Origin of the sequence: Staphylococcus sp. FSL W8-1268 (assembly GCF_038003965.1) — a bacterium.
GTDB lineage: Bacteria > Bacillota > Bacilli > Staphylococcales > Staphylococcaceae > Staphylococcus > Staphylococcus hominis.
Genome location: NZ_JBBOQE010000001.1, coordinates 1548805 through 1566338, shown reverse-complemented (window position 1 = coordinate 1566338; position 17534 = coordinate 1548805). Strand labels below are relative to the sequence as shown.

The window sequence follows — 17534 nt, the reverse complement described above, 5'->3', positions numbered from 1 at the left end:
ACTTGTACATCTCATTTATTCGTCTTATTTTTAATTGTATTTACTTTTTTAAGACATACTTGTAGTTATAAAAAATAATAATACTCAATCTAATAAAAAGAGATGTTTGATTTGTTTAATTTTCAGAAAATTTACAATCATTATAACTATTATATGTTTATACATACAAGTACTAAATAAAATAGTAAATGCGTTTATAGTACTATCTTAAAAAGAAGCTAATTAAATTTATAAGTTTTATAACAGGGGGGACTCCTTTTGGCTAAGTCTAAAAATGAATTTTATCTTAGACGTCTTCATTCACTACTAGGGATTATTCCGATTGGTGCGTTTTTAATTGTTCATTTAATGGTTAACCACCAAGCGACTCAAGGAGCTGAGGCTTTTAATAAGGCTGCAGGCTTTATGGAATCTTTACCATTTTTATTAGCAGCTGAACTTATTTTAATTTACATTCCAATTTTATATCATGGATTATATGGTATTCATATTGCTTTTACTGCTAAAGAAAATATCGGCCATTATTCATTATTTAGAAACTGGATGTTTGCGTTACAAAGGTTAACAGGGATTATTGCTTTCGTATTCATCTTTGTACACCTATGGCAAACACGTTTACAAAAACTTTTCTTTGGTAAAGAAATCAGTTATGACATGATGAATCAAACGTTACAAAATCCAATTTGGGTTATCGTGTACATTATTTGTGTTATTGCTGTCATTTTCCATTTTTCTAATGGTATTTGGTCATTCTTAGTAACATGGGGATTTTTACAATCTAAAAAATCACAACGTATTTTCACATGGGTTTCATTAATTATTTTCTTAATTCTGTCATACATAGGTGTGACTGCAATTTTAGCTTTTGCATAAAAAATGAAAGTAATAAAAGCATAGTTATAAAAGGAATCAATAGGTTAGTTTCAGATATATTTTAGGGGAGTGACAATTCTATGGCAGAGAAAAAAATTATTGTTGTCGGAGGTGGCCTCGCGGGGCTGATGTCAACAATTAAAGCTGCAGAACAAGGTGCACATGTGGACTTATTCTCAATTGTACCTGTTAAACGTTCGCACTCTGTATGTGCCCAAGGTGGTATTAATGGTGCGGTAAATACTAAAGGTGAAGGAGATTCACCATGGATTCATTTTGACGATACAGTATACGGTGGAGATTTTTTAGCGAACCAACCACCAGTCAAAGCAATGACTGAAGCTGCACCAAAAATTATCCATTTATTAGATCGTATGGGCGTTATGTTTAATAGAACAAATGAAGGATTGTTAGACTTTAGACGTTTCGGAGGTACACTTCATCATAGAACAGCATATGCTGGTGCAACTACAGGACAACAATTACTTTATGCTTTAGATGAACAAGTTCGTTCTTTTGAAGTTGATGGTTTAGTTACTAAGTATGAAGGATGGGAATTTTTAGGATTAGTTAAAGATGATGAAAATGCAGTAAGGGGTATTGTTGCTCAAAATTTAACTACTTCTGAAATTAAATCTTTCGGTTCTGATGCTGTTATTATGGCTTCAGGTGGTCCGGGTATTATTTTTGGTAAAACAACGAATTCAATGATTAATACTGGATCAGCTGCATCTATCGTGTATCAACAAGGCGCTAAATATGCAAATGGAGAATTTATTCAAATACATCCTACGGCAATTCCTGGTGATGATAAATTACGTTTAATGAGTGAATCAGCACGTGGTGAAGGTGGTCGAATTTGGACTTATAAAGATGGAAAACCATGGTACTTCTTAGAAGAAAAGTATCCTGATTATGGTAACTTAGTACCACGTGATATTGCAACACGTGAAATCTTTGATGTATGTATCAATCAAAAATTAGGTATTAATGGTGAAAATATGGTGTATCTTGATTTATCTCATAAAGATCCACATGAATTAGATGTTAAATTAGGTGGTATTATTGAGATTTATGAAAAATTCACTGGTGATGATCCACGTAAAGTACCTATGAAAATATTCCCAGCAGTACATTATTCAATGGGTGGATTATATGTAGATTATGATCAAATGACAACTATTAAAGGGTTATTTGCTGCAGGAGAATGTGATTTCTCTCAACATGGCGGTAACCGTTTAGGTGCTAACTCGTTATTATCAGCGATTTACGGCGGTACAGTAGCAGGTCCAAATGCAATTAAATACGTTGAAAATATCGAAACATCATATACTGAGTTAGATGACAGTATTTACCAAAATCGTGTAGATGAAGAACAAAAACGTTTCGACGAATTACTTAATATGCGTGGTACTGAAAATGCTTATAAACTTCACCGTGAATTAGGCGAAATTATGACAGCAAACGTTACAGTAGTACGTGAAAATGACAAATTATTAGAAACGGATAAAAAAATTGTTGAGTTAATGGAACGTTATCAAAATATTGATATGGAAGATACACAAACTTGGAGTAACCAAGCTGTATTCTTTACACGTCAATTATGGAACATGTTGCAACTAGCACGTGTCATAACAATTGGTGCGTATAACCGAAATGAATCTCGGGGAGCACATTATAAACCAGAATTCCCAGATCGTAATGACGATGAATGGTTAAAAACAACTTTAGCTGAATATCAAGGTGAATATGAAGCACCTAAATTCACATATGAACCTGTCGATATCAGTTTAATTCCACCACGTAAACGTGACTATACTAGTAAATCTAAAGGAGGTAAAAAATGATGGCTAACAATCAATCAGTAAAAGAAACTCCAGAAGAATTACGTCATACAGATGAACAACATAATCAAGAAATAACACATAAAAAAGAAAAACACACGCAAAAAACAGTTAAATTGATTATTAAACGTCAAGATAATCAAGAAGCAAAAGCGTATGAAGAAACATTTGAAATTCCTTATAAAGAGAATTTAAACGTGATTGCTTGTTTAATGGAAATAAGACGCAACCCTGTTAATAGTAAAGGAGAAAAAACAACGCCAGTAGTATGGGATATGAACTGCTTAGAAGAAGTATGTGGTGCTTGTTCAATGGTTATTAATGGTCGTGCACGTCAAGCCTGCTCAGCCATTGTTGACCAATTAGAACAGCCGATTCGTTTGGAACCTATGAGTACATTCCCAGTCATTCGTGATTTACAGGTTGATCGTACAAGAATGTTTGATAACTTAAAACGTATGAAGGCTTGGATTCCAATTGATGGTACTTATGATTTAGGCCCAGGTCCACGTATTCCAGAAAAGAAACGTCAAACTGCATATGAATTATCAAAATGTATGACATGTGGTGTATGTTTAGAAGTGTGTCCTAATGTAACACGTAATAATAAATTTATTGGTGCGCAAGCTATTTCACAAGTACGTTTATTTGATCTACATCCAACTGGTTCAATGACTAAAGATGAAAGACTGAATGCTTTAATGAGTGAAGGTGGTTTACAAGAATGTGGTAACTCTCAAAACTGTGTTAATGCATGTCCAAAAGGTATCCCATTAACAACGTCAATTGCAGCAATGAACCGTGAAACATCGTTCCATATGTTTAAATCATTCTTTGGTTCTGATCATCAAGTAAATTAAATATGACATATTTGCCAGCAAAGTAAAAACTTTGCTGGTTTTTATTAATGGGGAATTCAATACGGATATAAATGTTTATTTAGTAAAATGAAAATGAGCAAAAATATCAATTAATGAATGATTAGGTTTGTCTATGGTAAAATAAATGTATTATGTATTATAAGGATGAATGTAAATGAATAAACCCATTGGTGTCATAGACTCTGGAGTGGGAGGACTAACTGTAGCTAAAGAAATTATGCGACAACTTCCTAATGAGACAATATATTATTTAGGCGATATCGCAAGGTGTCCATACGGTCCAAGACCTGGAGAAGAAGTAAAAACTTTTACGACGCAACTTGCTAATAAACTGATGGAATTTGATATAAAAATGTTAGTCATTGCTTGTAATACTGCAACTGCAGTGGCGTTAGAACATTTACAGCAGTTATTACCAATTCCAGTTATTGGAGTCATTGAACCTGGTGCTAGAACCGCTATTATGACTACAAAAAATCAAAAAGTTTTAATTTTAGGTACTGAGGGCACGATTAAATCAGAAGCTTACCGCCATCATATTAAAAGAATAAACCCAAATGTCGAAGTATATGGGGTAGCATGTCCAGGTTTCGTACCCCTCGTTGAACAAATGCGTTATGATGACCCTACAATAACTAGTATTGTAATACATCAGACTTTAAAACATTGGCGTAACACAGATGCCGATACTGTTATTTTAGGCTGTACGCATTATCCATTATTATATAAACCCATTAATGATTATTTTGGTGGAAATAAAAAAGTTATTTCTTCTGGGCTTGAAACTGCACGTGAAGTAAGTGCATTACTTACGTTTAGTAATGAACATGCAAGCTATACGCAACATCCAAAACATCGATTTTTTGCAACAGGTGATACGGTTCATATTAAACATATCATTTCTCAATGGTTAAAATTAGATGTAGAAGTTGAACGTATAAAAGTAGATTAAATTTAAAACAGAATTGAAAGGAAGATTTAAGTGGCAGACATTGTTATAGCTTCTAACAACAAAGGTAAAATAAATGACTTTAAAACTATTTTTCCAAATGATAATGTTATTGGCATTTCAGAAATTATAAAAGACTTTGATGTTGAAGAAACAGGTACTACCTTTGAAGAAAATGCACGATTAAAATCTGAAGCGGCAGCTAAAGCACTCAATAAAAGAGTGATTGCCGATGATAGTGGTTTAGAAGTATATGCTCTAAATGGTGAGCCTGGTGTATATTCTGCACGTTATGCTGGTCTTGAGAAAAATGATGAGTCAAATATTGATAAAGTACTTAAAAAGTTAGAAGGTAAGACAAATAGAAAGGCACAATTTGTATGTGTGATTAGTATGAGTGCGCCAAATGAACCAACACATATATTCAAAGGAACTGTATCTGGAGAAATTACAACAGAACGTAAAGGTGATTATGGATTCGGGTATGATCCTATTTTTTATCTTCCAGAAAAAAACAAAACAATGGCTGAATTAACTACAGAAGAAAAAAGCGATGTGAGTCATCGTGGAAATGCAATTAAAGCTTTAAATGAATATTTGGAGCGTGAAAAATAATGTCTAAAATGTCTAAATGGTTAATTGTAAGTGATAATCATACAGAATCTGGAATTCTGTATGAATTATACGACTATCATAAAGACGCAGATATATGCTTACATTTAGGAGATTCTGAATTTAAATATAACGATACTGAATTGAGCTTGTATCAACGTGTAAAAGGTAATTGTGACTTTTATCCTGAATTTCCAAATGAAGACATTATTGAAAAGAACAGTGTTAAAGCATTATACACCCACGGTCATCTTTATGGTGTAAATCAAACGCGTATGCGTTTGGCTGAAAAAGCACAATCTCTTGGTTGTCAATTTGCGTTTTATGGGCATACACATATAGCTAAATATGAAAAATTAGGAGACGTCCATATTATAAATCCTGGTAGTATTTCACAATCGCGTAGTAATATAGAAGAAACGTACGCAGAACTACTTATAGAGGATGAAAGTAAAAAAGCTACGCTGAATTTTAGAAATAGAGATCATCAAGTCATTCAATCAATAGAATTCGAAATTAATTAACTATTAAAAGGGCTAGGACGACAATGTAAGATAGTCTAGTCCTATCTAATTTCAAATTTGATAACAAACATTTAGCTATTTAGTTTAACTAAATAGCAACGAAGAAAGTATGTGATTAGTTGCAATTATACGTAATTAGTGGAAAATATAAACTTTTTTTATATTAAAGCTATTGCTAAATAAGATTTCTTTAGATATAATAATACTTGTGTTAAAAAATAATGTCCTGGTAGCTCAGCTGGATAGAGCAATGGCCTTCTAAGCCATCGGTCGGGGGTTCGAATCCCTCCCAGGACACTAATAAACCCCGTTAACCATTGTGGTTACGGGGTTTGTGCTTATCTATTTTAAACTCACTATGATGACTGACTTCAAGAATTTAATTTTTATATTTATCCCATTTTCCAGCTACTATGTCAGCTTCTTGTTCTTTAATGTTTTGATAGACTTCTTCAGCGTCATCACCTTCATAGTACCCTTGCTCAATTGCATTTTTTGTTTGAATTTCTCCAGATGAAAGACCACCATTATATTTTTTTCTGAGTGCATCATAATACTCATCTTCAGTTTCTGCTGCATTGATTTCAGCATTAGGATCCGAACTTGCATTTTCATCATTTACTGAAACATCTGACTCATTTGGTCGGTCATAAATTGATTTTTCTTGACCATTTTCAACTCTAAGTGAACTTTGATACGCTACACTAGCAGGACCTTCCATTACATTTCCTTGTGGAATAATTCCATTTGCAACTGCACTATTATAAGCTTGTATCTTTTGTTCTTCACTATAATTTCCATAAATAATTGATTCTAATGTACTTTTATCTTTAATATTGGAGAAATCAATTTGATTGTTATTGTGAGATGAAACATCTTCTATGGTATCTTTTGAATCTATTTCTTCGTTTGATGTCTGTTCATTACTTGTATTTTGATTTTGGGTAGTTTTGTCATTATGTTCTATAGAATTCTTATCTGATTTTGAAATATGGTTATCTTCTTTCTCTTTTATATTATCTTTATTATTGTTGGTATCATTCTGTTCTTTTTTATTATCACCAGTTAAAGAAAAATCATTATCACATGCACTTAATATTAAAAAACTACTAAATAATAAAATGAAATATCTTTTCATATGTATTCTCCGTTCGCTCACTCAATTAATAATTATTAATAACACAGTCCTTATATTCATATTTTACGTAATAATTACTTTTAACAGCACCACCTTATCACCATTTAATTAAATTATTAGAATAAATATAATAAAAATATATACTTTTGGATTATATCATATATTTAATTTTGATAATCTAAAAAACTTTGACGAAATAGACATATTTGAATTCCTAACTGTAAATATAAATTTTTAAATTATACAGTTTTGATGATTTAAGTATAAGTTACGGAAAATGTCACAAGTATCTAAAGAAACCCTTTATAGTAAAGATAACAAAACGATAGTTAAACAAAACAAAGCAAGCAATACAGTAACCTATCGTTTTAGAATTTTACCAATTAATTTCTAAGGAGTGTATGAAATGGAAGGTTTATTTAACGCAATTAAAGATACAGTAACTGCAGGTATTAATGGTGATTGGACAAAATTAGGTACAAGTATTGTTAGTATCGTAGAAAACGGTGTAGGTTTAGTGAGTAAATATTTAGGTTTCTAATTTAAAGATAATTATAAATAGTACAAAGGAGATAACAAACATGGATAAATTATTCGACGCAATCAAAAATACAGTAGACGCAGGAATTAACCAAGATTGGACAAAATTAGGTACAAGCATTGTTGACATCGTATCAAGTGGCGTAAGCATTCTAGGTAAATACTTAGGATTCTAATGTAATAATATTTAAAAATAAAAACAGAATGGAGAAATTCAAATGACTAAATTAGTAGAAGCAATTAAAAATACAGTAGACGCAGCACAAAACCAAGATTGGACAAAATTAGGTACAAGCATTGTTGACATCGTATCAAGTGGTGTAGGTATCTTAAGTAAAGTATTCGGATTTTAATTAATTATTAATTACGTATAAAGGAGTTATTAATATGGATAAATTATTCGACGCAATCAGAAATACAGTAGACGCAGGAATTAACCAAGACTGGACAAAATTAGGTACAAGCATTGTTGACATCGTATCAAGTGGCGTAAGCATTCTAGGTAAATACTTAGGATTCTAACGTAATAATATTTAAAAATAAAAACAGAATGGGGAAATTCAAATGACTAAATTAGCAGAAGCAATTGCAAATACTGTAACAGCAGCGCAAAATCAAGACTGGACAAAATTAGGTACAAGTATTGTTGACATTGTATCAAGTGGTGCAAGTGTATTAGGTAAAGTATTTGGTTTCTAATACTTAATAGCAAGTATTCAACACTTAAGGATTAATCCTTAAGTGTTTTTATTTTTTAGCATTATTTAATGAATCATGATAAATCTGCTAAAATAATATACATACTATAATTTAGGAGTATAAAAATGAAATACGATACTATTTTACTTGATTTTGATGATACAATTGTGGACTTTTTTGATGCAGAAGATCGAGCATTTCATCAAATGGCACATCATTTCGGTCATTATCCAACTGAAGAAGATTTTCAATATTTTAAGAAAGTAAATCAAAATCATTGGGAAGCATTTCAAAAAAATGAACTATCTAAAGAAGAAGTATTAACACATCGTTTTATTAATTATTTTAAAGAGTATGGTATAGACGTAGATGGTAAAAAAGCCGATGTTTTATTTAGAGACGAACTAGCTAAAGCACCATTAAAATTCTTCAACTCTACTTTAGAAACAATTGATCGATTAAGCCAAGAATGTGAATTGTTTATTGTGACTAATGGTGTTACAGATACCCAAAAACGTCGTATTGCTCAATTAGAGTTTAAAGACATCTTATCTGGAGTATATATATCAGAAGAAACAGGATATCAAAAACCTATGAGTGAATTTTTTGATTATATCTTTGAGAGAATTGGTGAAGAAAAAAGAAAGACTTCAATAATAGTAGGAGATTCTCTTACATCAGATATACTAGGTGGAAAAAATGCCGGTATTACAACATGTTGGTTTAATTATCGTAATAAAGAAAATAACAGTGATATTGTACCAGATTATGAAATACAATCTTTATATGAATTGGTTAATTTAGTTGAAGAATAATTAATAAGAGACCTGAGCTAAATGGCTCAGGCTTATTTATGCAAATAGCGTTTATAGCTTAATTGTTTAGAGATCATACAAATATATTGACTCCTTATGCAAGTCTTCATTATCAATTTCTCTAAATGCCTCAAATAATTCAACAGTTTTTTAATTTTATTTCAAGATGTTGAACTTTAGTCATGTTCTCATCATCATTTAAATTCTTTATATATATTGTATCGTCATTAATATACGATTTTCATTTAATAACATATTAATTATTTATAATCTGATAAAATGGATGTGAATTTCAATAGTTAAGCCGTAAAATTGTCATCTAGGGATATAATCTTTATACTGAATAAGTAATGTTATATTGAAGGAGTAAGGGAATGAACTGTAAAGTAACTAATTTTCAAGAAAAAGATTCATTTATTACTAAATTAGAAAACAGTGATGAAACATTATTGAAATTTTATCAATATAATCCAGTCAAACCATCTAGTTTTGATCAAAGAATGGATCGTCCTAATAATGGTAGAGAGCAACAACTTGCTCAAGTGATTAAATCATATATGTCAGATTTGAATATAACAGAAATTCAACAGACTCATCTTACTGCACTCAGTGAAGGAGCTAAAGTGGTAATTGGTGGCCAGCAAGCTGGTCTTTTTGGTGGACCTTTATATACGTTTCATAAAATTCTTTCAATTGTTAATTTAAGTCGTGAATTAACTGAAACATATCAACAAACTGTTGTACCTGTTTTTTGGATTGCAGGTGAAGATCATGACTTTGAAGAAGTAAATCATACGTATGCTTATAATGCAAAAGATGCTCATTTACATAAAGTAAAATATCATACAATGACACCGCCTGAAACAAGCGTTTCTCGCTATATTCTAGAAAAGGAACAGATGATTGAAGCACTTAATCAATTTTTTAAAGAATTAAAAGAAACGAAACATACTAACGCACTTTATCAAGTATGTTTAGAGATTATAGAAAAGTACAATAATTGGACTGATATTTTTAAAGGGTTACTTCAAGAAGTATTTAAAGATTACGGTGTACTATTTATTGATGCTCAATATGAAAAAATTCGTGAATTGGAGAAGCCATTATTAAAAAATATTATTCAAAAACATAATGAAATTAACCAAGCGTTTAGAAAAACACAAAAATTAACTACACAATCAGGTTTAAACAAAATGATTGAAACAGATACCAATGTCCATCTGTTCCTTCATGAAGATAGTATGCGTCAACTAATTACTAAAAAAGATGATGTATTCAAATTGAGTAAATCAGATATTACATATAATAAAGATGAATTGTTAAAATTAGTTGAAAAAGAACCAACTCGTTTTTCTAATAATGTTGTAACTAGACCAGTAATGGAAGAATGGCTATTTAATACGGTAGCTTTTATTGGAGGACCAAGTGAAATTAAATACTGGGCTGAATTGAATGAAGTATTTAAAATTTTAGATGTTGAAATGCCTATTGTTTTACCAAGAATGAAAATCACTTATTTACCAATTAGAATAGAAAAACTAATTAATCAGTATAAGTTAAATGCTGAAAATGTTATTATGAATGGTATAGAAACGGATAGAGAAAAATTCGTTCGTAGCAAAGCCTCAGATACATTTATTAAAAAAGTAGAGTCTTTAAAAGAGAATCATGCCAAAATATACGAATCACTTCGTAAAGAGGTTAATGATAATCATGATAATATCAATTTAGTAAAGAAAAATTATGACATTCATAATAAACAATTTGAATATTTATTAAATCGCTATTTACTTAACATTGAAAGAGATAACGATATAAGTATGAAACATTTTAGAGAGATTGAACATGTATTGCATCCAATGGGTGGCCTACAAGAAAGAATTTGGAATCCACTTCAAATGATGAATGAATTTGGGATAGATGTGTTTAGTCCCTCCACTTATCCTCCACTTAAATATACATTTAACCAAATAGTTATAAAACCTTAATTTATGAGGAAAAGACCCATATTAATTTTAATAGATAATATGGGTCTTTTTATGTCAAATTAAAGAATTTTAAGATATTTTACATAATTAGTGGAGGATAGTGGTGAGATGTGGTAAATTATTAATAAGGTGAGGTGGTAATAATGTTCATGGGAGAATACGAGCATCAATTAGATGCTAAAGGACGTATGATAATTCCATCTAAGTTTAGATATGACTTAAGTGAACGTTTTATTATCACACGAGGCCTTGATAAATGTTTGTTTGGCTACACGCTTGAAGAATGGCAACAGATAGAAGAGAAAATGAAAACCTTACCTATGACAAAAAAAGACGCACGTAAGTTTATGCGTATGTTCTTCTCTGGAGCTATCGAAGTAGAGCTAGATAAGCAAGGGCGTATTAACATTCCTCAAAATTTGAGGAAATACGCAAATTTAACAAAAGAATGTACGGTAATAGGTGTCTCAAATCGTATAGAGATTTGGGATAGAGAAACTTGGAATGAATTTCACGAAGAATCAGAAGAAAGTTTTGAAGATATTGCCGAAGATTTGATAGATTTTGATTTTTAATGGAGGAATTTATAGTGTTTCATCATGTAAGCGTTATGCTAAAAGAAACAATAGATGAATTAGACATCAAAGAGGATGGCATATATGTAGATTGTACGCTTGGTGGAGCCGGTCATGCACTCTATTTATTAAATCAATTAAACGATGACGGTAGGTTGATTGCAATCGATCAAGATACTACTGCCTTAGAAAATGCTAAAGAAGTACTAAGAGATCACTTACACAAGGTCACGTTTGTACATAATAACTTTAGAGAATTAACTGATATTTTGAAAAATTTAGGAATTGAAAAAGTAGATGGTATTTACTACGACTTAGGTGTTTCAAGTCCACAGCTTGATATACCTGAAAGAGGATTTAGTTATCATCATGATGCAAAGTTAGATATGCGTATGGATCAAACGCAAGAATTAACTGCATATGATGTTGTTAATGATTGGCCTTATGAGGCATTGGTTAAAATCTTTTATCGTTATGGAGAAGAAAAATTTTCTAAACAAATAGCGAGAAGAATAGAAGCACATCGTGAACAACAACCTATTGAAACAACATTAGAGCTTGTAGACATTATTAAAGAAGGTATTCCAGCTAAAGCTCGAAGAAAAGGTGGTCATCCTGCTAAACGCATTTTCCAAGCGATAAGAATAGCAGTGAACGATGAACTATCTGCGTTTGAAGATTCAATTGAACAAGCCATTGAGCATGTTAAAGTAAAAGGTAGGATTTCAGTCATTACTTTCCATTCTCTGGAAGATAGATTGTGCAAGCAAATTTTCCAAGAATACGAAAAAGGACCTGATGTGCCTAGAGGGTTACCAATTATTCCTGAAGCTTATACACCTAAGTTAAAACGAGTAAATCGTAAACCAATTACTGCTACAGAAGAGGATTTAGACGAAAATAATAGAGCACGTAGTGCAAAATTACGTGTTGCTGAAATATTAAAATAAGGAGTAATTGAGGATGGCTGTAGAAAAAATTTACGAACCATATGAACACATTCAGCACACTAGCATACCGAAAGAACAACCAAAGACACAAACTGAGACGAAAACAGTAACTAAAAAGGTTGTTGTTCAACTTACGCGATTTGAGAAATTTTTATACATAACGCTTGTCACAGCAATTGCTGTTCTAGCAATCTATATGCTATCTTTAAAAATGGATGCGTACGATACAAATGATAAAATTGCCGAGCTAGATCAAAAGATTGAACAACAATCTAATGAAAATAATGCAATTCAATCTGAAATTAAGAAAAATTCTTCTTATGAGCGCATTTACGATCAGGCTAAAAAACAAGGTATGAGCCTAAAGAACGATAATGTAAAGGTAGTGCGTACTAATGGCGAAGCGAAAAATTAAAATTAGAAAAAATAAATTAGGAGCAGTCCTCCTTGTTGGATTATTCGGACTGCTCTTTTTTGTATTGGTTTTAAGATATTCATATATCATGATAACTGGACATTCAGATGGACAAAATTTAGTGATGCGCGCTAATGAAAAATATCTCGTAAAAACGCAAGAACAGCCTGAAAGAGGGAAAATATACGATAGAAACGGTAAAATTTTAGCCGAAGATGTTCAACGATATAAATTAGTTGCTATTATTGATAAAAATGCTGGAGAAGTTGGTGATACACCAAGGTATGTTAAAGATAAAAAGAAAACAGCAAAACAATTATCAAAAATTATTGATATGAAACCTGATGAAATTGAAAAACGTCTTAATCAAAAGAAAGCCTTTCAAGTTGAATTTGGACAGAAAGGGACAAATTTAACATATCAAGATAAAGTTAAACTCGATAAAATGGACTTACCAGGAATCACCTTATATCCAGAAACTGAACGATTCTATCCTAACGGTAATTTTGCTTCTCATTTAATTGGTATGGCTCAAAAAAATCCTGATACTGGGGAATTAAATGGTGCATTAGGTGTAGAAAAGATTTTTAATAGTTATCTAAATGGACAGAAAGGCTCGCTATCTTATATACATGACATTTGGGGTTATATTGCACCAAACAGTAAAAATGAAAAAGCGCCAAAACGTGGTGATGATGTTCATTTAACCATTGATTCAAATATACAAGTATTTGTCGAAGAGGCTCTTGATGATATGGTGAAACGATATGAACCAAAAGATTTATTTGCAGTGGTTATGGATGCTAAAACAGGAGAAATTCTTGCATATAGTCAACGTCCAACATTCAACCCCGAAACGGGTAAAGACTTTGGAAAAAAATGGGCTAATGATTTATATCAAAATGCATATGAGCCTGGGTCAACATTTAAATCATATGGATTAGCAGCCGCCATTCAAGAAGGTAAATTTAATCCTAAAGAAAAATATGAATCTGGTCATCGTGATATTATGGGTTCAAGAATTTCTGACTGGAATAAAACCGGTTGGGGAGAAATACCAATGTCATTAGGTTTCACATATTCATCTAATACATTGATGATGCATCTTCAAGATTTAGTTGGTGCTGATAAAATGAAATCTTGGTACGAGCGCTTTGGTTTTGGTAAATCTACAAATGGTATGTTTGACGGAGAATTAAAAGGAAATATTGCTTGGTCAAATGAATTACAACAAAAAACATCAGCATTCGGTCAATCGACCACAGTGACGCCTGTACAAATGATACAAGCACAATCAGCTTTCTTTAATAAAGGAAATATGTTAAAACCTTGGTTTGTTCAAAGTATAGATAATCCAATTTCAAAGAAAACATTCTATAAAGGTGAAAAGAATATAGTTGGAAAACCTATTACTTCAGAAACTGCGGATAAAGTTGAAACAGAATTAGATAAAGTAGTAAATAGTGATAAAAGTCATGCTTCCAATTATCGTATTGATGGTTATGATATTGAAGGGAAAACAGGTACTGCTCAGGTCGTTAATGAAAATGGTAGTGGATACGTTAAAGGAGCAAATCCCTACTTTGTAAGCTTTATGGGAGATGCGCCAAAAAAACATCCAAGAGTTATTGTTTATGCCGGTATGAGTCTTGCTCAGAAAAATGATCAAGAAGCATATGAATTAGGGGTAAGTAAAGCTTTTAAACCTATCATGGAAAATACACTTAAGTATTTAAATGTAGGCTCTAAAAAAGATGAGACTCAATCAGCACAGTATAGTAAAGTGCCAAATGTTGTAGGGCAATCAAGTCAAAAAGCACAAGATAGTCTTAAAGGAAAAGATTTACAACCTGTCATTATTGGTAATGGTAATACAATAAAAGCTCAATCTACTAGAGCTAATACAAAATTATTACCGAATAGTAAAGTGTTAGCAGTGACAGATGGCGATATTACTATGCCAAATATGAAAGGTTGGACAACAGACGATGTCCTAGCCTTCCAAGAATTAACTGGAATCAATGTTACGACTAAAGGCAGTGGATACGTAACAAATCAATCTGTAGCGAGTGGGTCAACACTCAAAAGTAATAAGAAAATTGAAATAGAATTATCTACTGATGATCCTAATGATAATACATCTTTAACTGATTCGAGTGGATCTGATTCAAATAACACTTCAGATAATTCAACTGATACAACGTCTAATGATAAAAACGATTCATAAGAACAAATGACGTCATTTTAAATGATTATAAATAAGGTGTCATATATTATGGATACCTTATTTATAATCTCAATTTCTTACATAATATATATAAAATTAGTTTGAAAATTGATAAGATTATAAAGGAAATAAAGTGAAAAACGAATAAATTTAAAATACATAAAGGAGATTACCATGCTTTTTATATTTGCGATTATCGCATTACTTATCACATTTATTTTAGTTCCTGTACTTATACCGACACTTAAACGAATGAAATTTGGTCAAAGTATCCGCGAAGAAGGTCCTCAAAGCCATATGAAAAAAACGGGTACACCAACCATGGGTGGTTTAACGTTTTTAATTAGTATTATTATTACATCTATGATTGCTATATTTTTCACAGATCATTCTAATCCCATTATTCTATTACTCTTTGTCACAATAGGATTTGGACTCATTGGCTTTATTGATGATTACATTATTGTAGTTAAAAAAAATAACCAAGGACTTACAAGTAAGCAGAAATTTTTAGCTCAAATTGCAATAGCAATTATATTTTTCATTCTAAGTGATGTTTTTCATTTAATAGAATTTTCAACAAGTATAAATATTCCATTTACTAATTTTGGAATTCCATTGTCGTTTGCGTACGTTATTTTTATTGTTTTTTGGCAAGTTGGGTTTTCAAACGCAGTTAATTTAACTGATGGATTGGATGGATTAGCAACTGGCTTATCAATTATTGGATTCACTATGTATGCAATTATGAGTTTCATGTTAAATGCCCCTGCAATTGGTACTTTTTGTATTATTATGATTTTTGCATTACTCGGTTTCTTACCGTATAACTTAAATCCAGCCAAAGTATTTATGGGAGATACAGGAAGCTTAGCATTAGGAGGTATTTTTGCTACAATTTCAATCATGTTAAACCAAGAATTTTCATTACTTTTTATAGGTTTAGTATTTGTTATCGAAACATTATCAGTAATGTTGCAAGTATCATCTTATAAATTAACTAAAAAAAGAATCTTTAAAATGACACCAATTCATCACCATTTTGAACTTAGCGGATGGAGTGAATGGAAAGTTGTTTCAGTATTTTGGCTTGTGGGGTTAATTTCAGGATTAATTGGATTATGGATAGGAGTGCATTAGAATGCTAAATTATACAGGATTAGAGAATAAAGATGTTCTTGTAGTTGGATTAGCAAAAAGTGGTTATGAAGCTGCTAAGTTATTAGTTAAATTAGGTGCAAATGTAACTGTAAATGATGGGAAAGATTTATCTAAAGATCCCCATGCAAAAGACTTAGAAACATTAGGGGTGAAAATTGTTGATGGTGGTCATCCATTATCATTACTTGATAGCAACCCAATTATTGTTAAAAACCCAGGTATACCTTATACAGTTTCAATTATTGATGAAGCATATCAACGAGGTCTTAAAATTTTAACTGAAGTAGAATTAAGTTATTTAATTTCTGAAGCTCCAATTATCGCCGTAACTGGTACAAATGGTAAAACAACAACAACTTCTCTCATTGGAGATATGTTTAAAAAAAGTAGATTAACTGGAAGACTTTCAGGAAATATTGGGTATGTTGCTTCTAAAGTAGCTCAAGAAACGTCACCTGATGAATATCTAATCACTGAATTATCTTCATTCCAATTACTTGGCATTGAACATTACAGACCTCACATTGCCATCATTACAAATATCTATTCTGCTCATTTAGATTATCATGAGTCATTAGAAAATTATCAAAATGCGAAGCGACGTATTTACAAAAATCAAACAGAAGATGATTATTTGATTTGTAATTATCATCAACGTCATTTAATTGAAACTGAAAATTTAAAAGCTAAAACATTATATTTTTCTACTCAACAAGAAGTAGATGGCATCTATATTAAAGATAATTATATCGTTTATAATAATGTTAACCTTATTAATATTGATGACTTAGTTTTACCGGGAGAACATAACTTAGAAAATATTTTAGCTGCTGTTTTAGCTGCAATACTTGCAGGCGTGCCAATTAAGGCTATCGTAGATAGTTTAACAACATTCTCAGGTATTGAACATCGATTACAATATATTGGAACGAATCGAACAAATAAATACTATAATGACTCTAAAGCAACCAATACATTAGCAACACAGTTTGCTTTAAATTCATTTAAACAACCTATTATCTGGTTATGTGGTGGTTTAGATCGAGGTAATGGATTTGATGAATTAATTCCTTACATGAAACATGTTAGAGTAATGGTAGTTTTCGGTGAAACTCAAGATAAATTCGCTAAATTAGGTAATAGTCAAGGTAAAGAAGTAATCAAAGCAGTTGATATAGAAGATGCAGTACAAAAAGTTCAAGATGTCATTGAACCTAATGATGTTGTTTTACTTTCACCAGCATGTGCAAGTTGGGATCAATATAAAACATTTGAAGAACGTGGCGAAAGATTTATTGAAAGTTTCCGTGCATACCTACCATCTTAATTAAAGGATGTGAAGT

20 protein-coding genes and 1 tRNA gene are annotated in these 17534 nt (G+C 31.3%); 20 read left to right on the top strand and 1 reads right to left on the bottom strand.

The genetic code is table 11. The features are described 5' to 3' along the window. Window positions 1-258: 258 nt before the first annotated feature. The 7 genes from NST64_RS07890 (at window position 259) to NST64_RS07860 (ending at window position 5980) form a co-directional block, all read left to right on the top strand. Window positions 259-873, top strand: coding sequence for a succinate dehydrogenase cytochrome b558 subunit (locus NST64_RS07890; protein WP_002449979.1), 615 nt, complete (start codon window positions 259-261; stop codon window positions 871-873). Window positions 874-953: 80 nt separating this feature from the next. Further along, the gene (gene sdhA, locus NST64_RS07885) at window positions 954-2720 is read left to right on the top strand and encodes a succinate dehydrogenase flavoprotein subunit (protein WP_107632291.1); all 1767 of its coding nucleotides are present in this window, start codon (window positions 954-956) and stop codon (window positions 2718-2720) included. Continuing rightward, the gene (sdhB, locus tag NST64_RS07880) at window positions 2720-3577 is read left to right on the top strand and encodes a succinate dehydrogenase iron-sulfur subunit (RefSeq protein ID WP_049417890.1); all 858 of its coding nucleotides are present in this window, start codon (window positions 2720-2722) and stop codon (window positions 3575-3577) included. The genes sdhA and sdhB overlap by 1 nt, the downstream gene beginning before the upstream one ends. Before the next feature lie 175 nt (window positions 3578-3752). Further along, complete coding sequence (gene racE / locus NST64_RS07875) at window positions 3753-4550, top strand: glutamate racemase (protein ID WP_002450014.1); 798 nt, start codon at window positions 3753-3755, stop codon at window positions 4548-4550. A 30-nt stretch (window positions 4551-4580) separates the two neighbouring features. After that, entirely contained in the window at window positions 4581-5162 is a 582-nt protein-coding gene (locus tag NST64_RS07870) for an XTP/dITP diphosphatase (protein WP_002449992.1), read from the top strand. A gap of 8 nt (window positions 5163-5170) precedes the next feature. Further along, window positions 5171-5683 carry a YfcE family phosphodiesterase gene (locus tag NST64_RS07865; RefSeq protein ID WP_037556103.1) on the top strand — a complete coding sequence of 171 codons (513 nt, stop codon included), beginning with the start codon at window positions 5171-5173 and terminating at the stop codon, window positions 5681-5683. 223 nt (window positions 5684-5906) lie between these two features. Beyond that, window positions 5907-5980 (top strand) — tRNA-Arg (locus tag NST64_RS07860). Window positions 5981-6062: 82 nt separating this feature from the next. Here the strand turns inward: NST64_RS07860 and NST64_RS07855 are convergent. Continuing rightward, window positions 6063-6821 (bottom strand): hypothetical protein, encoded by a 759-nt coding sequence (locus NST64_RS07855; protein WP_049418224.1) that lies wholly within the window; start codon window positions 6819-6821, stop codon window positions 6063-6065. Between the two features lie 406 nt (window positions 6822-7227). Here NST64_RS07855 and NST64_RS07850 point away from each other — a divergent pair, with 406 nt between their 5' ends. The 13 genes from NST64_RS07850 (at window position 7228) to murD (ending at window position 17518) form a co-directional block, all read left to right on the top strand. Beyond that, window positions 7228-7362 carry a beta-class phenol-soluble modulin gene (locus NST64_RS07850; protein WP_002449997.1) on the top strand — a complete coding sequence of 45 codons (135 nt, stop codon included), beginning with the start codon at window positions 7228-7230 and terminating at the stop codon, window positions 7360-7362. A 40-nt stretch (window positions 7363-7402) separates the two neighbouring features. Beyond that, on the top strand, window positions 7403-7537 hold the full coding sequence (locus NST64_RS07845) for a beta-class phenol-soluble modulin (protein ID WP_002488705.1): 135 nt from the start codon (window positions 7403-7405) through the stop codon (window positions 7535-7537). A 42-nt stretch (window positions 7538-7579) separates the two neighbouring features. Further along, window positions 7580-7714, top strand: a complete 135-nt coding sequence (locus NST64_RS07840) for a beta-class phenol-soluble modulin (protein WP_002488682.1) — start codon at window positions 7580-7582, stop codon at window positions 7712-7714. Between the two features lie 34 nt (window positions 7715-7748). Continuing rightward, complete coding sequence (locus tag NST64_RS07835) at window positions 7749-7883, top strand: beta-class phenol-soluble modulin (protein WP_019835726.1); 135 nt, start codon at window positions 7749-7751, stop codon at window positions 7881-7883. A gap of 42 nt (window positions 7884-7925) precedes the next feature. Beyond that, window positions 7926-8060 (top strand): beta-class phenol-soluble modulin, encoded by a 135-nt coding sequence (locus tag NST64_RS07830; protein WP_002488710.1) that lies wholly within the window; start codon window positions 7926-7928, stop codon window positions 8058-8060. A 125-nt stretch (window positions 8061-8185) separates the two neighbouring features. Continuing rightward, window positions 8186-8875: a YjjG family noncanonical pyrimidine nucleotidase gene (locus NST64_RS07825; RefSeq protein ID WP_002448764.1), complete on the top strand. Its 690-nt coding sequence runs from the start codon at window positions 8186-8188 to the stop codon at window positions 8873-8875. A gap of 374 nt (window positions 8876-9249) precedes the next feature. Continuing rightward, entirely contained in the window at window positions 9250-10863 is a 1614-nt protein-coding gene (gene bshC, locus NST64_RS07820) for a bacillithiol biosynthesis cysteine-adding enzyme BshC (RefSeq protein WP_049418222.1), read from the top strand. Between the two features lie 143 nt (window positions 10864-11006). After that, complete coding sequence (gene mraZ / locus NST64_RS07815; protein WP_340731181.1) at window positions 11007-11438, top strand: division/cell wall cluster transcriptional repressor MraZ; 432 nt, start codon at window positions 11007-11009, stop codon at window positions 11436-11438. A 14-nt stretch (window positions 11439-11452) separates the two neighbouring features. Next, a complete protein-coding gene (gene rsmH / locus NST64_RS07810) occupies window positions 11453-12388 on the top strand; it encodes a 16S rRNA (cytosine(1402)-N(4))-methyltransferase RsmH (RefSeq protein WP_002448750.1) in 936 nt (311 codons plus the stop codon). Between the two features lie 13 nt (window positions 12389-12401). Next, window positions 12402-12803 (top strand): cell division protein FtsL, encoded by a 402-nt coding sequence (gene ftsL, locus NST64_RS07805; RefSeq protein ID WP_002448811.1) that lies wholly within the window; start codon window positions 12402-12404, stop codon window positions 12801-12803. After that, window positions 12784-15030, top strand: a complete 2247-nt coding sequence (locus NST64_RS07800) for a penicillin-binding protein (protein WP_002448727.1) — start codon at window positions 12784-12786, stop codon at window positions 15028-15030. Before ftsL ends, NST64_RS07800 begins: the two co-directional genes overlap by 20 nt. 174 nt (window positions 15031-15204) lie before the next feature. Further along, complete coding sequence (mraY, locus tag NST64_RS07795; protein WP_002448868.1) at window positions 15205-16170, top strand: phospho-N-acetylmuramoyl-pentapeptide-transferase; 966 nt, start codon at window positions 15205-15207, stop codon at window positions 16168-16170. Between the two features lies 1 nt (window position 16171). After that, window positions 16172-17518, top strand: a complete 1347-nt coding sequence (gene murD / locus NST64_RS07790; protein WP_049418219.1) for a UDP-N-acetylmuramoyl-L-alanine--D-glutamate ligase — start codon at window positions 16172-16174, stop codon at window positions 17516-17518. Window positions 17519-17534: the final 16 nt, after the last annotated feature.

Excerpts from the sequence above, each read along its gene's own strand:
- sdhA (WP_107632291.1), top strand. The coding sequence starts at position 954 with ATGGCAGAGAAAAAAATTATTGTTGTCGGAGGTGGCCTCGCGGGGCTG.
- sdhB (WP_049417890.1), top strand. The coding sequence starts at position 2,720 with ATGGCTAACAATCAATCAGTAAAAGAAACTCCAGAAGAATTACGTCAT.
- racE (WP_002450014.1), top strand. The coding sequence starts at position 3,753 with ATGAATAAACCCATTGGTGTCATAGACTCTGGAGTGGGAGGACTAACT.
- NST64_RS07865 (WP_037556103.1), top strand. The coding sequence starts at position 5,171 with ATGTCTAAATGGTTAATTGTAAGTGATAATCATACAGAATCTGGAATT.
- NST64_RS07855 (WP_049418224.1), bottom strand. The coding sequence starts at position 6,821 with ATGAAAAGATATTTCATTTTATTATTTAGTAGTTTTTTAATATTAAGT.
- NST64_RS07850 (WP_002449997.1), top strand. The coding sequence starts at position 7,228 with ATGGAAGGTTTATTTAACGCAATTAAAGATACAGTAACTGCAGGTATT.
- NST64_RS07845 (WP_002488705.1), top strand. The coding sequence starts at position 7,403 with ATGGATAAATTATTCGACGCAATCAAAAATACAGTAGACGCAGGAATT.
- NST64_RS07840 (WP_002488682.1), top strand. The coding sequence starts at position 7,580 with ATGACTAAATTAGTAGAAGCAATTAAAAATACAGTAGACGCAGCACAA.
- NST64_RS07835 (WP_019835726.1), top strand. The coding sequence starts at position 7,749 with ATGGATAAATTATTCGACGCAATCAGAAATACAGTAGACGCAGGAATT.
- NST64_RS07830 (WP_002488710.1), top strand. The coding sequence starts at position 7,926 with ATGACTAAATTAGCAGAAGCAATTGCAAATACTGTAACAGCAGCGCAA.
- NST64_RS07825 (WP_002448764.1), top strand. The coding sequence starts at position 8,186 with ATGAAATACGATACTATTTTACTTGATTTTGATGATACAATTGTGGAC.
- bshC (WP_049418222.1), top strand. The coding sequence starts at position 9,250 with ATGAACTGTAAAGTAACTAATTTTCAAGAAAAAGATTCATTTATTACT.
- mraZ (WP_340731181.1), top strand. The coding sequence starts at position 11,007 with ATGTTCATGGGAGAATACGAGCATCAATTAGATGCTAAAGGACGTATG.
- ftsL (WP_002448811.1), top strand. The coding sequence starts at position 12,402 with ATGGCTGTAGAAAAAATTTACGAACCATATGAACACATTCAGCACACT.
- NST64_RS07800 (WP_002448727.1), top strand. The coding sequence starts at position 12,784 with ATGGCGAAGCGAAAAATTAAAATTAGAAAAAATAAATTAGGAGCAGTC.
- mraY (WP_002448868.1), top strand. The coding sequence starts at position 15,205 with ATGCTTTTTATATTTGCGATTATCGCATTACTTATCACATTTATTTTA.
- murD (WP_049418219.1), top strand. The coding sequence starts at position 16,172 with ATGCTAAATTATACAGGATTAGAGAATAAAGATGTTCTTGTAGTTGGA.